At 46.4% G+C, this 16,200-nt stretch carries 11 protein-coding genes, 1 tRNA gene and 2 pseudogenes; 9 read left to right on the forward strand and 5 right to left on the reverse strand.

The genetic code is table 11. The features are described 5' to 3' along the window. Positions 1-209: 209 nt before the first annotated feature. Positions 210-2,390: a CBS domain-containing protein gene (locus MiSe_RS21885; protein WP_226584897.1), complete on the reverse strand. Its 2,181-nt coding sequence runs from the start codon at positions 2,388-2,390 to the stop codon at positions 210-212. Between the two features lie 219 nt (positions 2,391-2,609). Between MiSe_RS21885 and MiSe_RS21890 the strand changes: the two genes are divergently transcribed. Further along, positions 2,610-2,816: a hypothetical protein gene (locus tag MiSe_RS21890; protein ID WP_226584898.1), complete on the forward strand. Its 207-nt coding sequence runs from the start codon at positions 2,610-2,612 to the stop codon at positions 2,814-2,816. 1,088 nt (positions 2,817-3,904) lie between these two features. Here MiSe_RS21890 and MiSe_RS21895 read toward each other — a convergent pair. Then, on the reverse strand, positions 3,905-4,339 hold the full coding sequence (locus MiSe_RS21895) for an FHA domain-containing protein (protein ID WP_226584899.1): 435 nt from the start codon (positions 4,337-4,339) through the stop codon (positions 3,905-3,907). Positions 4,340-4,368: 29 nt separating this feature from the next. Next, the gene (locus MiSe_RS21900; protein WP_226584900.1) at positions 4,369-5,151 is read right to left on the reverse strand and encodes a double zinc ribbon and FHA domain-containing protein; all 783 of its coding nucleotides are present in this window, start codon (positions 5,149-5,151) and stop codon (positions 4,369-4,371) included. Between MiSe_RS21900 and MiSe_RS21905 the strand changes: the two genes are divergently transcribed. Then, positions 5,082-5,381 carry a hypothetical protein gene (locus tag MiSe_RS21905; protein ID WP_226584932.1) on the forward strand — a complete coding sequence of 100 codons (300 nt, stop codon included), beginning with the start codon at positions 5,082-5,084 and terminating at the stop codon, positions 5,379-5,381. The two genes, MiSe_RS21900 and MiSe_RS21905, sit on opposite strands and share 70 nt — an antisense overlap. A 230-nt stretch (positions 5,382-5,611) precedes the next feature. On the opposite strand, the gene pgl is transcribed toward MiSe_RS21905, so the two are convergent. Further along, a complete protein-coding gene (pgl, locus tag MiSe_RS21910; protein WP_226584926.1) occupies positions 5,612-6,340 on the reverse strand; it encodes a 6-phosphogluconolactonase in 729 nt (242 codons plus the stop codon). A 307-nt stretch (positions 6,341-6,647) separates the two neighbouring features. Between pgl and MiSe_RS21915 the strand changes: the two genes are divergently transcribed. The 3 genes from MiSe_RS21915 to MiSe_RS21925 all read left to right on the forward strand — a co-directional run bounded on the left by MiSe_RS21915 (position 6,648) and on the right by MiSe_RS21925 (position 12,077). Then, positions 6,648-7,502 carry a hypothetical protein gene (locus tag MiSe_RS21915; protein WP_226584901.1) on the forward strand — a complete coding sequence of 285 codons (855 nt, stop codon included), beginning with the start codon at positions 6,648-6,650 and terminating at the stop codon, positions 7,500-7,502. A gap of 405 nt (positions 7,503-7,907) precedes the next feature. Beyond that, positions 7,908-9,959: a GAF domain-containing sensor histidine kinase gene (locus MiSe_RS21920; protein ID WP_226584902.1), complete on the forward strand. Its 2,052-nt coding sequence runs from the start codon at positions 7,908-7,910 to the stop codon at positions 9,957-9,959. Positions 9,960-10,385: 426 nt separating this feature from the next. Continuing rightward, positions 10,386-12,077, forward strand: coding sequence for an ABC1 kinase family protein (locus MiSe_RS21925; protein WP_373872835.1), 1,692 nt, complete (start codon positions 10,386-10,388; stop codon positions 12,075-12,077). A 70-nt stretch (positions 12,078-12,147) separates the two neighbouring features. Here the strand turns inward: MiSe_RS21925 and MiSe_RS21930 are convergent. After that, positions 12,148-12,220, reverse strand: a tRNA-Glu gene (locus MiSe_RS21930). A gap of 726 nt (positions 12,221-12,946) precedes the next feature. On the opposite strand from MiSe_RS21930, the pseudogene MiSe_RS21935 reads away from it, so the two are divergent. The 4 genes and pseudogenes from MiSe_RS21935 (at position 12,947) to MiSe_RS21950 (ending at position 16,022) form a co-directional block, all read left to right on the forward strand. Continuing rightward, positions 12,947-13,980: pseudogene (locus tag MiSe_RS21935) on the forward strand (IS701 family transposase). 6 nt (positions 13,981-13,986) lie between these two features. Beyond that, positions 13,987-14,368, forward strand: a pseudogene (locus MiSe_RS21940) (transposase); the annotation flags it as partial. 135 nt (positions 14,369-14,503) lie between these two features. Next, positions 14,504-15,358 (forward strand): RNA polymerase sigma factor, encoded by an 855-nt coding sequence (locus MiSe_RS21945; RefSeq protein WP_226584903.1) that lies wholly within the window; start codon positions 14,504-14,506, stop codon positions 15,356-15,358. A 37-nt stretch (positions 15,359-15,395) separates the two neighbouring features. Then, the gene (locus tag MiSe_RS21950; RefSeq protein ID WP_226584930.1) at positions 15,396-16,022 is read left to right on the forward strand and encodes an IS607 family transposase; all 627 of its coding nucleotides are present in this window, start codon (positions 15,396-15,398) and stop codon (positions 16,020-16,022) included. Positions 16,023-16,200: the final 178 nt, after the last annotated feature.

A 16,200-nucleotide genomic window follows, 5' to 3' on the forward strand; every position in this document is an offset into this window, starting at 1 on the left:
ACCGAACACAATTTAACCTTTAAATGTTAATTTAAGGGTTGTTGAACCCCTTAAATTAACTTGGGGAGCGAGTGTGGTCTTGGGGGTTTCCCCCATGAACATCTCGCGTGGAGTCCATGTATCCCACGCCAAATTAAAAATTATGGCGTGGGTCTTATAGCTCCCCCAAACCCCCACGAAAAGATAAATTGACGCCTCAAACCTGGCTACTAAGTTAACGCGCCTTGCCGAATGGGAATCTCAATAATAAACTCAGTTCCCTGTCCCGGTGCTGAAACGCAATTCAATCGACCACCGTGTTTCTCAACCACTATTTTGTAACTAATTGACAAACCCAAACCCGTACCTTTGCCCACAGGTTTCGTGGTAAAAAAAGGGTCAAACAGCTTCTGGCGGGTCGATTCTGTCATTCCCGGTCCGTTATCTGCAATCCGAATCCCTACCCAGTCGCTGTTTATGACTTCGGTGCGAATCCGAATTTGGGGTGAGGAGTCTGGGGAATCTTCTGAGGACGCATCCTGCATCCTATCCCCACAATCTTCTTCCAAAGCATCGATGGCATTGCTGAGAATATTCATAAACACCTGGTTCAGCTGCCCAGCATAACAGTCCACCCGTGGCAAGTCCCCGTACTCCTTAATCACCAAAATACCGGGATGTTCTGCTAGAGTCCCTCGTTTCCGAGATACCCCCTGGGGACGCAATCGGTTCTGTAAAATCAGCAGAGTGCTATCAATCCCCTCGTGCAAGTCAACTGGCTTCATTTCCGCCTCATCCAAGCGCGAGAAGCTTCGCAAGCTCAGCACAATTTGGCGGATACGCTCTGCACCCAGATGCATCGAAGCCATCAATTTGGGTAAGTCGTCCAGCATAAAATTGAGGTCGATCGCTTCTGCCTGCATTTGAATTGCAAGGCCGGGGTGGGGATATTGCTGCTGATAGAGCTGTACTAGGCGCAACAAACCTTGGACATATTCAGTTGCATAAGGGAGATTGCCGTGGATGAAACTAACCGGGTTATTGATTTCGTGCGCCACACCCGCCACCATCTGTCCCAAACTGGACATTTTTTCCGTCTGAATTAGATGAGCTTGGGTATTTTGAAGTTCGTGCAGCGCTCGCTCTAGTTGCTGGGTTTGTTGCCTCAGTTGCGCTTCCGATTGCCGCAAAGCCGCTTCTACCCGCTGGCGAGAGGCAATATCCTGTTTTAGAAGTGCGTTAGCTGCTCGTAGTTCAGCAGTCTGTTCCTCGACCTGTCTTTTTAACTCGTCGTTGGCTTTTTGTAGCGCTACCTCAGCTCGCTGGCGTTCGATAATCTCTTGCTGCAATCGTTCGTTGGTTTTCCTTAATTCCGTTGTACTTTCTTCGACAGCTTGCTGTAACTCTTCAATAACACCATACATTTCCGTTGGGGAAAGCACTTGCAGCAAGCTCGTCTGGGAAAGTACTCCCAGCAGTTCTCCTTCATCCCCAGTGACAACCAAGCGCCGCACGTGTCGTCGCTGCATTTCTTGGTAGGCAACCCACAAAGATTCTGTTGCTCCCAGACAAAACGGTGGAGTACTCATTACGTCTACTGCCTGCATCTGGGATAAATTCAGCTCCAGCGCCTGAAACTCCACGATATCCCCTTCTGTGACGATTCCTACCGGGATGCAAGATGAGGAAGAAAACGGTTCGAGTGGGAGACAAGGGAGAGCGGGGAGTGTTTCATTTATATTCCCCGTGTCCCCCTGTCCCCGCGTCCCCCCTTCTCCTTCTCCCCTCTCCTCCGTAATCACCACACAACTAACCCGATGCTGAGCCATTAGCTGGGCTAAACTCAGCACCGACGCCGTTGCTCTGGCATGAACGACTTCGGTTGTCATGACGTCCGCCACGTACCACAATCGGGTCAGTAGATTTACGGGTTGCATCCCTCTGCCAATACTTACAGGCGTTACCACACCCATCAGCTGACCCTGCTTGTCCATAATTGGCAGGTGGCGAATCCGGTACTGGCGAAAGATTGAGAGTGCCGTGAAGATATCTTGAGAGTCTGATTGTGTCAGGGTAATTACTGGATGGGTCATCACCTGAGCCACCGTAAATTCCCTTAAATTCATTCCCAGCGCAGTCAGCCTGACAATATCCCTTTCTGTAAATATCCCTACTAATTGCCCTCGTTCCATTACCAAAGCACAGCTAGCTCGTTTGAGACTCTGGAGGGAAGATGTGCTTGCTTCGACTTCTGACAATGGATGCGATCGCGTTACCGAGCAACTGCTTCTCACCTGACTCATCCGCGCCATCACCTCGATCGCGGGAGTGTCAGGATCGACAATCAGGACATCAGGCTCGATGGCACGCCTTAGATCCAAAGAATAGATGCGGGGGCCGTTTAGCTGCATGGTTCGTTGGCTGCGTGATGATTGCCACATCACAATTCTTTGATGGAGACATTGTATGCTGCTATCCGGTCAGCTTTGCAGCTATTCTTCATTATGCCTACTGAAGCCACCCCATGCCGTCCATGCGAGGGGGTTCACGCCTCGCTTTCAACCTCTCTGGAGACTCTCCCTATTTCTAGGTACAGCATCGGTGAGTCTCAGTATTAGGAATTAAAACTTTTGTGGCGACTCGCTCTGACTGGACGAGGTTTTCCAAAGCAAGAAGGAACTTGCCCTCCTACTCGCAAGTTAATTGTTGCGGTCGCCTGTCTGCTTGCCGCCAGCAGGAACGCTTGGGCACCCGACCACGCCAGAAAAGCATTGTCTACTTGGAGCAGTACAAATCTCTCTGACCAAGAATTCCGCCTTCACACTTGTGGACGCTAGTTGATATCGTTGACCGTTGCATCGGAATTAATCCCTGTAGGAGCAATTAGCAAGCGAGCAATTAGCAATTACCCAGAAAGGCCGATCATTCCGATGCAACCGGATTTGATATGAGAGGTTTTTCTTTTTTTTGGTGACCCATTGATGACAAGTTTGAGATAACTTAGTTGTCTGTGTGGAAAATTCGACCACGTGAACGCCAGCGCTTTGGGCCTGTGCGTTTCAAATCAGATACGAATTCTCCCGTTGCACAGCGAAGCACAGACTTTCCGAATAGTTTTTGTCAAGCTTTGTAGTCAAGCTTCTCTAACTTGATTGTGTTTCCCAGACTCAGAATCTCATCAACTAATCTCCCGTGTAATGACTTGCGATGCGCGCGTCAATTTTTTTCCAGGTTAGCCAAGGCACTTCTTGTTGATAGGTAAGCTTTAGAATCGTTCCACTTTTTGCAACCTTTTTTGACAGTTCCTTTTTTCTTTTTCCCTTTGCTGTCAACAAAGTCGGCCAAATTGTAGTTATCTGGATTTGCTAATGGCTAATGGCTAATAGCTAATGGTAGAACCGAAAAATATTCCCATAAGCAATTAGCAATTAGCCATTAGCAACCCACGATAGTTATAACTAGCAACTTGGGTTATGTACTGTGACGCGAGGTTTTGGCAAGAGTAATCTCTCCAAAACTCGCTCAAGTTTTTACCCAACTACAGAATTGGGCACATCTCACCCAAAGTTTTTAGTTGTCACCCCGTAATTTTAATTGTCTAGGTTCCGACCAGTTTATGCCGGAAAGCGCTGTTCACCACGCTGCTATGACCTGTGAATTTGAGTCAAAGCAACCGATGGTTATTCGGTATGTTAATCATATCATTTCTGTTGGAAATAGCAGCAAACGTCGTCAACAGAAAAGTTAATTTTAGGGTTATTGAACCCCGTAAAATTAAAGTGAGGGAGTCCATGTATCCTATGCCTCCCTATCGGGTAGGACGTCGGTCAAAGAGCTAACCCAAGCCCCCTCGAAAGATAAATTGTTATTGATAGCGATGTCCGACTCTTGGCGCGGTTTCATCGCTTTACCTGACCGATGGTTTTCAGGCATCGGTTACAGTTGGGTCTTCCCGGTTGTCGCTTCGGGGATTGACCAAAGTGTCTCTTGATTTGTCAGGCTGTGGTTCGACGGGCGATCGTTTTTGGGAGATGATTTTTTGCCCCTCCATCACCTCTGCCATTCCCAGGTGGATTTGGATTTGAGGCCCGGAGCGAGCTAAGCGAATCAAAGCACCATCTCCGATCGGTGCTTCGCTGATGCGTTTCCCATCTAGGTAAGTACCGTTTGCACCCAAATTAACTATTTCCCAGGTAGAACCCCGACGACGCAGTTCTACGTGGTGGCGGGAAACCACGGCGCTGTACAGAATCACTTGGTTATCGGTAGCACGCCCGATGCGAATCACCGATTCCTCCTCAAAAGACCAAGTTTGAATCGGGATTGACTGAAGCGGATGTAGAAGGTTTAGCGTAATCACATTAACAGTCTCAACTCTCTTAGATCGAGCTACGAAAGTTGGAACAAAAATGTTACCAGGTCACCTTTGCCCAGAGAAATGCGATCGCCCGGTCGCAATCGATGTCGGTTTCCCGTTGGCAGGGGCGTGTGGTTAATGTAAGTCCCGTTGGCACTCCCCACATCTTCGATATAGTAACTATCTCCCTCTACCCTAATATCGGCATGAACGCGGGACACTATCTCTGAATGGGGAAATCCGGAAACATCGATGTCCGGCGGAATCTGGTCGTTGGGCTTGCCGAGGTGGATAATAGATAAATTTTGTGGCAACTCAATCGTCTTTTGGGTTTGGACGTGCAGCAATCCTGCCGTCTGCTGCTGCAATTGAGTTTTACCCCCAAAGGCAAAGCTAGGCGGTGCAACGGTGGGGACGTTTGAAGACGGTATGGGTTCGCTCTCTGGCGCCATGGGCGGCGGCGTCACCCTTGCGGGTGCAGGAGGACTGGTACTGGGTGGTTGCGGATCGGGCAATGGAGAACTCATGCTCACAGAATCGGGTTGAACCAAAGGATCGGGTGCCACTAAATCTGGCAAGGGTACCTGTGCTGTCGGGGCGACTGTTGGAATAGCGGCAGCCACTGTCTCTGCTGCGCCTGTGATACTGCCACCAGGGCGCAAGTCAAAGCCACACTGACCGCAGAAGCTAGCATCTGTTTGCACGGAGGTGCCACAGTTCGGGCAACTGGTCGTTGCCGGTAAGGGTGTATAACAAGCTTCGCACTGAACCGCTCCGTCAGGGTTTTGGTGGTTGCAATTCGGGCAAACAATCATCTTTCTTCCTGCCTGGAGAACAACGCTATACCGCTTTGGCGGTGGGAGGAAAGGCAGGGCAGGGTTTGTGCCTTTCCACAATTAAATTAAGTACTGGTCTTTTTGGTTCAGGAACCAGCAAACCTGGCTCGGATTTCACAGGTATTGTCAGCCTCAACAATGTTAGCAGTCGGTACTATCCAAGCAGCACTGGCTTAACCCTAATTGCCTGTTTAACCACTCGGTTCTAGCATCTCGGACTGGCGGGAGCATTTTTTGGTAGGAACTTGAACGCTTGCCACCAACGTAGGTATTGCTAAGAGAGTTTGGTCAGCTAGGACTTTTGCCAGCCCCCGTCACACCTATTAAAGTTGGCGGTGGGTTACAGATAGAATATTCCCTGCCCTGGAAACGATCCTAGAGGAATTCGGGTCAAACCGGAGCTAATCAAAGTCAAATCTTTTAATCACAGCGAATTTTGTCAGCCCACGAATTTCAGTTCTTGACCTGCTGACTCATCAAGTAGCCACCACAACTCTCCTACGGGTTGAATTAGCCGACTTGGGTAGGTCATCTCATCCCCTTGTGGGGCAAATATCTGGGCTAAAGCAGGTCGCTTGTTAGCACCAGCTACTACAAAGATGACGCAACGAGCCGAGTTAATCAGCGGTGCGGTAAAAGTTAACCGGGGCTGACCGTCTTTATTGCCAACAGCAATCAAGCGATCGCTTACTCCCAGTGCCTCTGTATGGGGAAATAACGAAGCTGTATGTCCATCATCTCCCATTCCCAGCAAAATAATATCCAATGCCGGAAACTCCCCTGGTGGGGTTTTGAAGAACTCGCTTAACTCGGCTTCATGTTTGGACGCATCAACAGCGGGGTCGCCTGCATCTGTAGGCATGGGATGAATATTAGCTGCTGGGATATTAACTTTGTCTAACCAAGCGCGACGAGCCATCCCTTGATTGCTATCGGGATGATCTGGCGGTACGTAGCGTTCGTCACCCCAAAAAACGTGGATTTTTTCCCAAGGTAGATCAAGATTTGCGATCGCTTCGTACAATGGCTTCGGCGTACTACCACCAGACAGGGCGATCGTACACCGCCCGCTCAAGGAGATTGATGACTGCATTTGAGCCAGGACAAGTTCGAGCGCGCGCTCGATCAAGCCTGCCATAGTGGGTAAAACTTCGACCTGCTTGCCCATTGTTATTGTCCCCATCAGCTTATGTTATCCGCGTCTAGCTGATCTTAGGCGAAGAGAACCCACTCTGCGATCGCCATTACTACAATTACTTCAATGTTTATCCTGTGGGGAGCGCGCGATCGCAGGATGTCAAGATGCTGGTACGATCTAAAAAATTATCGGCGTTGTACGCTTGCTGCACTTGATCGCACGAGGGTTAGAGCGCTCACACCTAAGCTTAGAGTCTCGTGAATGGTCAACGGATAGTTTAAATTAAATGTTTAGGCAAAACTTCGGGATCATTTGTCAAGCGACTTCTTAACCCAAAATGGTAGATCCGAGAAACGACCTCACCAAACAGGCTCGATCGGGTAGCATAACCGCGATTATCCAACTTCTGAATGAAGACCTGGCTTCCATTGGTGTCAGAGCCAGAGCCGTGCGCGATTCTGACCTGTTGCAACTTCTCTGCGAGGCTGAAACCGTCGAGCAGCTCGAACAATCCACTTTGGTGGAGCGAATCCGGCAGATTTTGGAGTTTATTGGGCCGCGCGATATCCGTCGCGTCAAAATTAACACTCGCCTTGTCCGAGAACAGCAGTTACTCTGGTTGCAAGAAATTAACCGCGAAAGAGAAAATCAGCTGCTTTGGTTTGAAGAAATTAAATTGGCAAGGCGCAATCCTTTGATGGGTCTGGTAGCCGATCTGAGGGAGCGTCAAACCGGGTCGATGAAGCAACCCCTACCCAAACCTTCTGCCTCCCCCATTGTACGGCATCGACGCCAACTGAGGCGAGGCATGATGGCTGGGGTAGTCATGAGCATATCGCTGCTGCTGGTTGGCTGGGGTTTCTATAAGTGGTTTGGCCCAAAACAGGCAGATTCAACGCCAGTCAATGCCAATTCCTTCATCGATGCCTCTCTCCAAACGAGTCAAACCGACTCCGCCAGTGACCCCTTTGTTGCCGCCGTGCGAATGGCCGAGCAAGCTTCCGCAGAGGGTAGAACCGCCCAAACCCCAGCGCAGTGGTTAGAGATAGCGACTCGTTGGCAAAAGGCTTCAGATCTCATGGCTCTTGTGCCTTTCGAGGATAAGCGCTACCAGACTGCTCAAAACCGCAAGGTACTGTATCGTAAAAATAGCGAAGCAGCTCTGCAAGAAGTAGAAAGAAGGCGTTCCTAGTTTTAACTTGGTCAAAAATAGCTAAAATATCAGTCTTGAGCTTCAAAGCATTCAAGTTCAAGGTTGAGCGCGAGGCAACCCCTAGAGGGACAAGGTTGGCTCGCGCGATTTGTGTAATTGCCCTGAGCAGCGGGGATCTGTGACAAATTGACGCTTCAAAACAAAAAAATTATCAAAGCAGCCAATCGTAGAGAAATCACTGATGTAGAGCCGTTTGGAAAAGGATAATCTAGTGCAAAAGCCAGGTCGGCTCTGGTCAAGTGGCGCTCGAGCAATTAACGTCAGCTCCCTGCCTGCTAAAAATCTCACCTCCTGCATCAATGCGATGTAGCTGGCACGACCAAAACAAGCTTCGCCGGTGGCTGAGTGCGGACATTTAAACATAATCAAAGGGCTTTACAGGTCATGGTAAATTCGCAGGAGAAGACAAAGGCGACAGGCAAAAAGAGTCGCGCTGTCAAGCTAGCAGAAATAGAGTCGTTCGCTTCCCCCAGGAACAGCTGTTTTGAACCCGTTCTGAGGCCGGAATCTGTCTACCGACTTATGCAGCAGGAGAGCGATTATTTCGATTTAGGGGCAAAAATTACGCAGAAAATGCTCAATAGCCCCGATCCGGAAGCGGTTTTGTTAGAACTACCCGGTGCGATCGCTGACGGTTTTGGGGTGGAATACTGCCTAATTGCTCTGATCGCTAGCGATACAGCCACGGTGGAGAAGGCATATTGCTATCCCGGCAATCCTGTCGCAACGCAACAGGAGCGCTTAAATCCTGGACTGTCCAATCTGGTTAAAGCAACGATGCTGGCAAGGAAAAATCCCTTGGCGATCGCTGATACAGGCGCAGTTGAAATCGGTCAATCATCGCTAAGTAAGCTCGAAGACAAGCCTTTTGGTGCTGTTTTGGGGACAACAACCCAATTTCAAGGTCAGGTTAATGGGGTAATCCTCTTGATGCGTACGCGCCCCTACAATTGGACTTTACAGCAAAAAGAACAACTACTAGCCTTATCAGGCTCAATAGCAATGGCCATTTCGCAAGCTCAACTCCACAGACAGGTTCGTACCTCACTCAAGCACCAGAATCTGCTCAACAACCTGACGATGGCTATCCGTAGTTCTACGGATCTGGATCGGATTCTCAACTTGGCGATTGATGGCACAGCGCGCACGCTTGAGGTGGAGCGGGGTCTAATCTTGCTATTGAAGTATACAGACTCCCAGTTGAAAAGTAATTCCCAGGGGCGCCCTCCCAGGGCTAAAGTAACAGTTGCTTGTGAATGGTCTGCTTTTGACCAATCAGAGGAAAATCAAAATGTTGGGACTTTGTTAAACCAATCGTTTTGGTTAGCCGAATGCGCTCTATGCCAGCAGACTTTCAACAACTCGCCGGCGCTAACGGTCATTGCTGACAAGCCAGATTTTAAGGATCAGCCTCAGGCTGGCATTGCCCCCATTTTCGCTCAAAATGTTATGCCATCCCTGCTACTGGTTCCCTTGGAAAGTAAAGACACCGTGCTGGGGTTCTTGGTGCTACAGCAAAGTCAGCCCCGTGCCTGGTTAAAAGAGGAATTAGAGCTGGTGGAATTAGTCAGTGCCCAGCTGAGTATCGCTATCCTTGGGTGCCAAATGCAGCGGCAAATTTTAGCCCTGGTGGAAGAACGCACGACACACGTCAAATCGAATTTGGTAGTTCAGGCTAAGTGGTACGAAAAAACCCGCCAACAGCTCGAACAACAGCGGCAGTTAAACGAGATGAAGGATGAATTCATCGCCACTGTGAGTCACGAGTTAAAAACACCGCTGACCAAGATGAGACTGGCGATCCAGAATTTACGTCGTCCCGGATTGGCGTCAGATAAACAGGCTCAGTATCTGGATATTTTAGAACAGCAGTGCAATCAAGAAATTGATTTGATTAACGACTTGCTGACGATTCAGCAACTCGAGTCTAAGAAAGTCCAGCTTCAGGTGCAAAGGGTAGACTTGAAGTATCTGATTGCAGATCTAGCCCAGTCTTTTGAGGCAACTTGGGCGGATAAGGGGTTAACCTTGGCTGTGGAGTTACCTGCAAACGCCCTGATGCTTCAGACCAATCTAAACAGTCTTAGCCGCATCCTCCAAGAACTGTTGACCAATGCTGGCAAGTACTCCAATCCAGACACTACAGTCAATCTCAAGGTCGCTTGCCCAGTTGATGGACAAAGTCCTCAAATTGTTGTATACGTCTCTAATATCGGGGCGGGCATCTCACCGGCAGAGCAAACTCAGATTTTTGATAAGTTTCATCGCGGTCCGGGTGTTACCGAGAAAGCGATCGCTGGCACAGGTTTAGGGCTAGCTCTGGTTAAGAGTCTCGTACAGCATTTAAATGGTACCATTGCCGTTTCCAGTTGCCCGTCCCAGCAATATCAGGATGCTTGGGAAACCTGCTTTACCCTCAGCCTGCCTCAGATGTAATAGTATGAATTGTCTGTAATTATTTCATCGGTTGTGACAGAAAAAAGACACTAGCCCACAGACCAAACATCTTTTAAGTGGGATCTTGGCAACTCGGCCTCTTGAAATGTCTTATAATAGGACGCTGGCGGCAATGCACTCTGTTTAATTGGAGCAACATATTTAGGCTTGCTTATGAGTCGAGCTTGTATATATCAAAAGACGCTTGCAACATCAGCCAAAATCTGAAACATACGTTTTTGTGGCAGCAAGCGAGCCCAAGCGTGGACGTTTAACCAAGATGCTTGCTCCAGACGGTCTGTCGGCGTCATAATTAGTTTGCTAGTTTTGGCTGGCTCAGAATCTATGAGGCAATAATTTCCCGACATCGACGGCGGGAGATTGTCAAAAACTACTATTGGGAGTAGTGGTGGTGCATAACCTTAAATGACGAATCGGATGCTCAAATCTGCTGCGACGCCTAAATCACTCCGTTGGCAAAGGTCTAAATATTCCCTGCTAGCACGTCAGATAGACATTTTTGGGGCGGCAGCAACTTTAGCGTTCTATTTGTGGTGGGATGCGACATTTCCCAATGATTCTGCACTCCATAAGCGCAGTCGGGCAAGGTGGTTAGTTACTACGCTGTTAGATTTAGGGCCGACTTTTATTAAAATTGGTCAGGCACTGTCTACTCGCGCCGATCTACTACCTTTGGAGTACGTGCAAGCATTGGGGCAATTGCAGGATCGGGTGCCTGAATTTAGTACAGCCCTGGCGATCTCTCTGATTGAATCTGAACTGGGCAAGTCTATTCATGCTTTATATCGAGATTTCGATCCGATTCCCCTCGCTGCTGCCAGCTTAGGGCAGGTTCATAAGGCAAGGTTGCATACAGGGGAAGATGTAGTCGTAAAAGTGCAGCGTCCCGGATTAGAAAAGTTATTTAACTTAGATTTTAAAATTTTATTCAGATTAGTACGTTTTTGTCAGCGGTATTTGCCTTGGACAAGAAAGTACGACTTAGAAGCTATTTATGATGAGTTTTTTAGTATCTTATATCAAGAAATAGACTATATACAAGAAGGGAAAAATGCCGACCGCTTCCGGGAGAATTTTAGCAACCATAGTCGCATTATTATCCCTCAAGTATATTGGCAATACACCACTACAAAAGTGCTGACAATGGAATATGTACCAGGAATTAAAATTGACGACTGCCAAACCTTGCAAACCTGTGGCTTAGATTTAAAAAAGATTGCTCAGCTTGGTATTTGTGCGTATTTAAAGCAATTATTACAGGATGGATTCTTTCATACCGACCCCCATCCAGGAAATATGGCAGTGAGTCAAGAAGGCAGCCTAATCTTTTATGATTTCGGCATGATGGCTGAGGTCAATTCCATGTCTAAGGAGCAGATGGTTAAAACTTTTTTTGCCGTATTAAGGAAGGATACCAATCAGGTCGTAGATACTTTAATCGATATGGGTTTAATTGAGCCAGTCGCAGATCTGACGCCGGTGCGACGGCTAATAACATTTCTTTTAGATAAGTTTACCGAAAAACCCGTCGATATTAATGCTTTTGGTGAAATTAAAAATGAACTCTATGCCATGTTCGAGCAGCAACCCTTTCGCTTGCCAGCACAAATGACATTCATTTTGAAGTCATTGACAACCCTCGATGGCATTGCTCGTACCCTAGACCCAGAATACAATCTGGTAGTAGCCGCTCAGCCTTTTGTGAAAAGCATTACTGTCTCTGGAGGACAGGGAAATGCAGTTAGGGAACTAGCCAAACAAGCAAGGGATTTTATCAAGTATAAGTTGCAGCAGCCCTCTGCCGCTGAAGTGTTAATCCGACGCTTAGAAGAACGCATCGAACGGGGTGAACTGCAAGTTCGGGTGCGATCGATGGAGAGCGATCGCGCTCTCAAACGCATTCATCTAGCCCTTAAAAGCCTGGTTTATGCTTGTTTGAGTGGATTTACCTTCCTAGCAGGTGCAGTGCTGCTGCTAGGTCCCTATAGTAGCTGGGCGATCGCCGCTTTTATCTTATCAGGGTTATGGTTCTTAATTTTGCTCCGCTCTTTTATCGATTTAGCTATTAAGGAAAAATTTGATAAGCTGACCGAATAATAAACTTTGCTGTGTTAAATAATTGATTTAACACAGCTTTATAGACTCAAAATTCTTTACTTTTTTTAAGTACCCCCAGGGGAATTCGAATCCCCGTTACCTCCGTGAAAGGGAGGTGTCCTAGGCCTCTAGACGATGGGGGCTTGTTTATTTCGCCTTTATTATAATAACCAAGGTCACGGCCTCTGTCAACACCTAGATCGGATAATTTTAGCTGCGCTTCTCCGAAGCAACCCATATTGCCACCGTCAGTAGAGCCAAAAATTACTGATACATCTGGGTTTCAGCCATTTTTCCCTCTAGCTGGAACGGAGGTTTAAATTTTTATATCATAAAAATCTAAACCTCCGTAGCCTAAAATCCTGATGTTGCCCTTGGTCTAAAAGACTCCCTATTATACACCAAAAGCCCACTAGCCATACGACCGAGGATCTAGTTGCCAGACTAGGATTTTGCCCGCCTTAGGGTTACCGCTGTTTTTTCACTCTGATGATAGTATAATTAGGGAAAACAGCTAGAACCCAAGCAAAGCTTATGGATAAGCCACGTCCAGCTCGACCAACCCTCAATTTTGTAGATGAATATTGTGCTGCCTAGAGAAATCTGTTTTCAGATGTCAGAAGTTTTGAGGCTTTTAAACACAGGACTTACGCAACTGTCACATGCGATCGCGTACACAGGATCTGGGTAGCATGGGCTTGACAAAAAGACTATTTAATGTTCTTGAATTATGATAATGATAATCAAACTTATTAGGTGGACAGCACGGGTCTTTGACCCGTGCTGTCCACCTATCAAAGGTTCAACTAAAAACAAAAAGGTTTATCATAACTAAAATCACAAAAACAGGACTCAATTGCTCGTAAACTATGAAATTTAGCAAGCTAGATTACTGCCAATATTTATTGAGCGGTCAAATTAACTATACAATAACCAATTTAGCAGACGATATCAAAAAAATTAGTCATGACCAAATTAATCGTTATTTAAGAGCAGAAAAGCTTAGCCATCGTCTATGGGAAAATGTTAAACCATTAATTCAAAGCCATGACCAAGGTTATATAATTTTAGATAAAAGATATAGCCAATAAATTGAGTTTAGCTGAAAACAATATAGTGGAAATGAACATAGAGTTATCAAAGGTATTGACTTAGTTAATTGCGTATATGTTAATCCTGTTTCAGGCCACTTCTGGGTAATTGATTATCGTCTTTACGATCCAGACGGTGATGGGAAGAGCAAGCTTGACCATGTATTAGAAATGCTTCAAAACCTGATCTACTAATCGACTGCTGCCTTTTCCCACAGTTTTGATGGATAGTTGGTATGCGACAAAAAACTTGATGCAATATATTGACAAACGAGGAAAGATTTACTACTGTCCTTTAAAGAAGAATCGCTTAGTAGATGATACAGGAGGAAAAGAAAGTTATAAATCGATAGCCTCTCTTGACTGGAATGAATCAGAACAAACAATGGGAAAGGTTATCAAAATTAAAGCTTTCCCTAAAAACAAAAAAGTGAAGCTGTTCCGGGTAATTGTCTCCACGGACCAAACGGAATTTATAGTAACGAATGACTGGTCTCAAGATTCTAATGATGTTGTACAAGAGGTGTGTAACTTCGGTTGGAAGATTGAGCAGTAACACCCTTGAAATTAAGCAATTAACAGGAATTGAATCTTGCCAATGTCGTAAGGGAAGAATTCAAATAAATCATATTGCTTGTGCCATGCTAGTCTGGCTTAGACTTAAACATAAAGCCTATCAAACAGGTCAAACTGTTTATCAACTTAAGCACAGATTGCTTTCAGACTACTTAATTCAACAACTCAAACGTCCTAGTTTAGCCATGATCTTGGCAAAATTGCTGCTCATGCGATCGCATGTGACAGTTGCGTAAGTCCTGAAACATCTGCATATAAGGATGATATCTGAGCTGAAGCGCAAAACTTTACCAGCAATAGCAGAAATAGTGGGATTACCAAATTCGCAATCGTTGCATCATTTCTTGAGCAAATCGACCTGGTCAGCTAAACAATTGAAAAGCCAGAGGTTAGGTTATACTTGACAAAATTTAAAAGGCTGAAAAATATTTGTAATTATTGATGAGACCGGAGATAAACAGATTATGTAAGTCGCCAGTATCTAGGTAAGCTGGGAAAATAGACAATGGTATCGTAGCGGTAACAGCCTGGGGTTTAATTGATAATATTACCTTGACCTTAACTTTTGAAATTTATAAACCGAAACAACGCCTCCATCCAGGAGATGTCTATCGTTCTAAACCGTTGTCCTTGAGGCGCAAGACCCTGACAAGGCAACAAAAATCGGTCAACCCCGCACGCAGTAAGGGGTTGACCGATTTTTATCGCCCCGTCAGCACAAAAACCTGATTTAGGCTGTAGCAAGTACAACAGAAAAATATGAACTATATAAACAATCGGTTTCAAGGTGACGGCACCGACTTTTGGCAGTTATGGGTGCAGTATCAAGACTATCTTTATCAGCGCTGTCTGAGTTGTATGAAAGGCAACTCTACGGATGCCCAAGAAGCACTCAGTCGAGCCAGCATCAAAGCTTGGGAGAAATGGCTTGACTACGCTGGGAAAATTGCTAACCCCAGAGCATGGTTGGCTCGACTGACTCATAACCTCTGTATGGATATGCATCGATCGCGCCGCAGAGAAGCAACAGATATTGAGAGCATTGAAAAAATTGCTATGGCAGAGGATAAGTATGTTGCTTTTAGCGCCCCATCTCCCGAGTTAGCAGTCCTCGAACGCGAGAGGGATGTATGCATACGTGACGCGATCGATGCCTTGCCTGCCAATGTACGCATTCCTTTTATGCTTCGGTATGACCGGGAGATGTCCTACTCAGACATCGCCCAACAACTCGCCATCTCCAACGACAGCGTGCGCCAACGAGTTCAGCAAGCGCGAGCCATTCTGAAAACACAGTTGAACAAGTATTTTTCAGAGTTGGATAACTCTTCTCGCTCAGATACCGACTTGAATTATTGTTTTAAAAAGGGAGTTACGAGTCAGGAGTCTTGGGAGAGAGATTTTTCTCTGGGGGGACAGCAATTCTGCCATTCGGCCATCAAGCCTGCCTGGGAAGAACTTGTATCTGAACGAATCGCGACTTCCGACTGCAAAACGCCGATAACTGCGGGGTGTACTCCAGAGTCAATCGATTACAAGGTTGCTGCTACATGTCTAGAAGTCCTGTCACATACATGGTACAGGTCACCCAGTTGTCTGAGGTGGAGCTTTTAGATAGCTCTAGACAATATAGGTAAACCTGTTAATATGTCTGTATGATGGAGACATACAGACCAAGTTTGGCAAGCTAATCGGTAAGTCAGTATCGACGTTGCAGCGGTGGGATCGAGTTGGAATACTCAAAGCGCACCGCGCTCCGACTGGACGCCGATACTACACTCATGACCAATTACTAGAATATAAAGGATTAAAATCAAATAATGCAGGTAAAACGGTGATGTATCTGCGTGTTTCTACTTCAGCTCAAAAGCCAGATTTGAAAAACCAAAAAGCCGCCGTAGAAACTTACTGTACTCACCATAAAATCCTCGTAGATGAGTCGATAGAAGAGATCGCCAGTGGACTTAACTACAAACGCCCAAAGTTTTCCAAACTGTTTGAGGAAATCGAACTGGGGCAAGTAAGTCGCATTGTGATAGCACACAAAGATAGGTTAGTTCGTTTTGGCTTTGAATGGTTTGAGAGTTTTTGCACCAGACACGGTGCTGAAGTAATCGTCATTAACGGAGATCCCCTATCACCAGAACAAGAACTGGTGCAAGATTTACTGTCAATTGTTCATATCTTCAGTGCGCGACTCTACGGACTGAGGTCTTACAAAAAGGCAATTAAAGATGCTGCTAGTCAAAAAGATTCAGCTCCGACTCAGTCGGAGTGATGCGGCAACACTAGAGTTTATGCAAGCCAAGTGTCGTGGGTTGTATAACTGGTGGATAGCTCTGCTCAGAAATGGTGAACATTGGAAACTGTATGAAGCAAAAAAGAGTTTAATTGCGAGCAAGCAGTACGATTTGGAACTGAAATACGTCTAGGGAAAGCTGTTAGCAGAAGTTTAT

It is taken from the genome of Microseira wollei NIES-4236 (assembly GCF_020521235.1).
Classification (GTDB): domain Bacteria; phylum Cyanobacteriota; class Cyanobacteriia; order Cyanobacteriales; family Aerosakkonemataceae; genus Microseira; species Microseira wollei.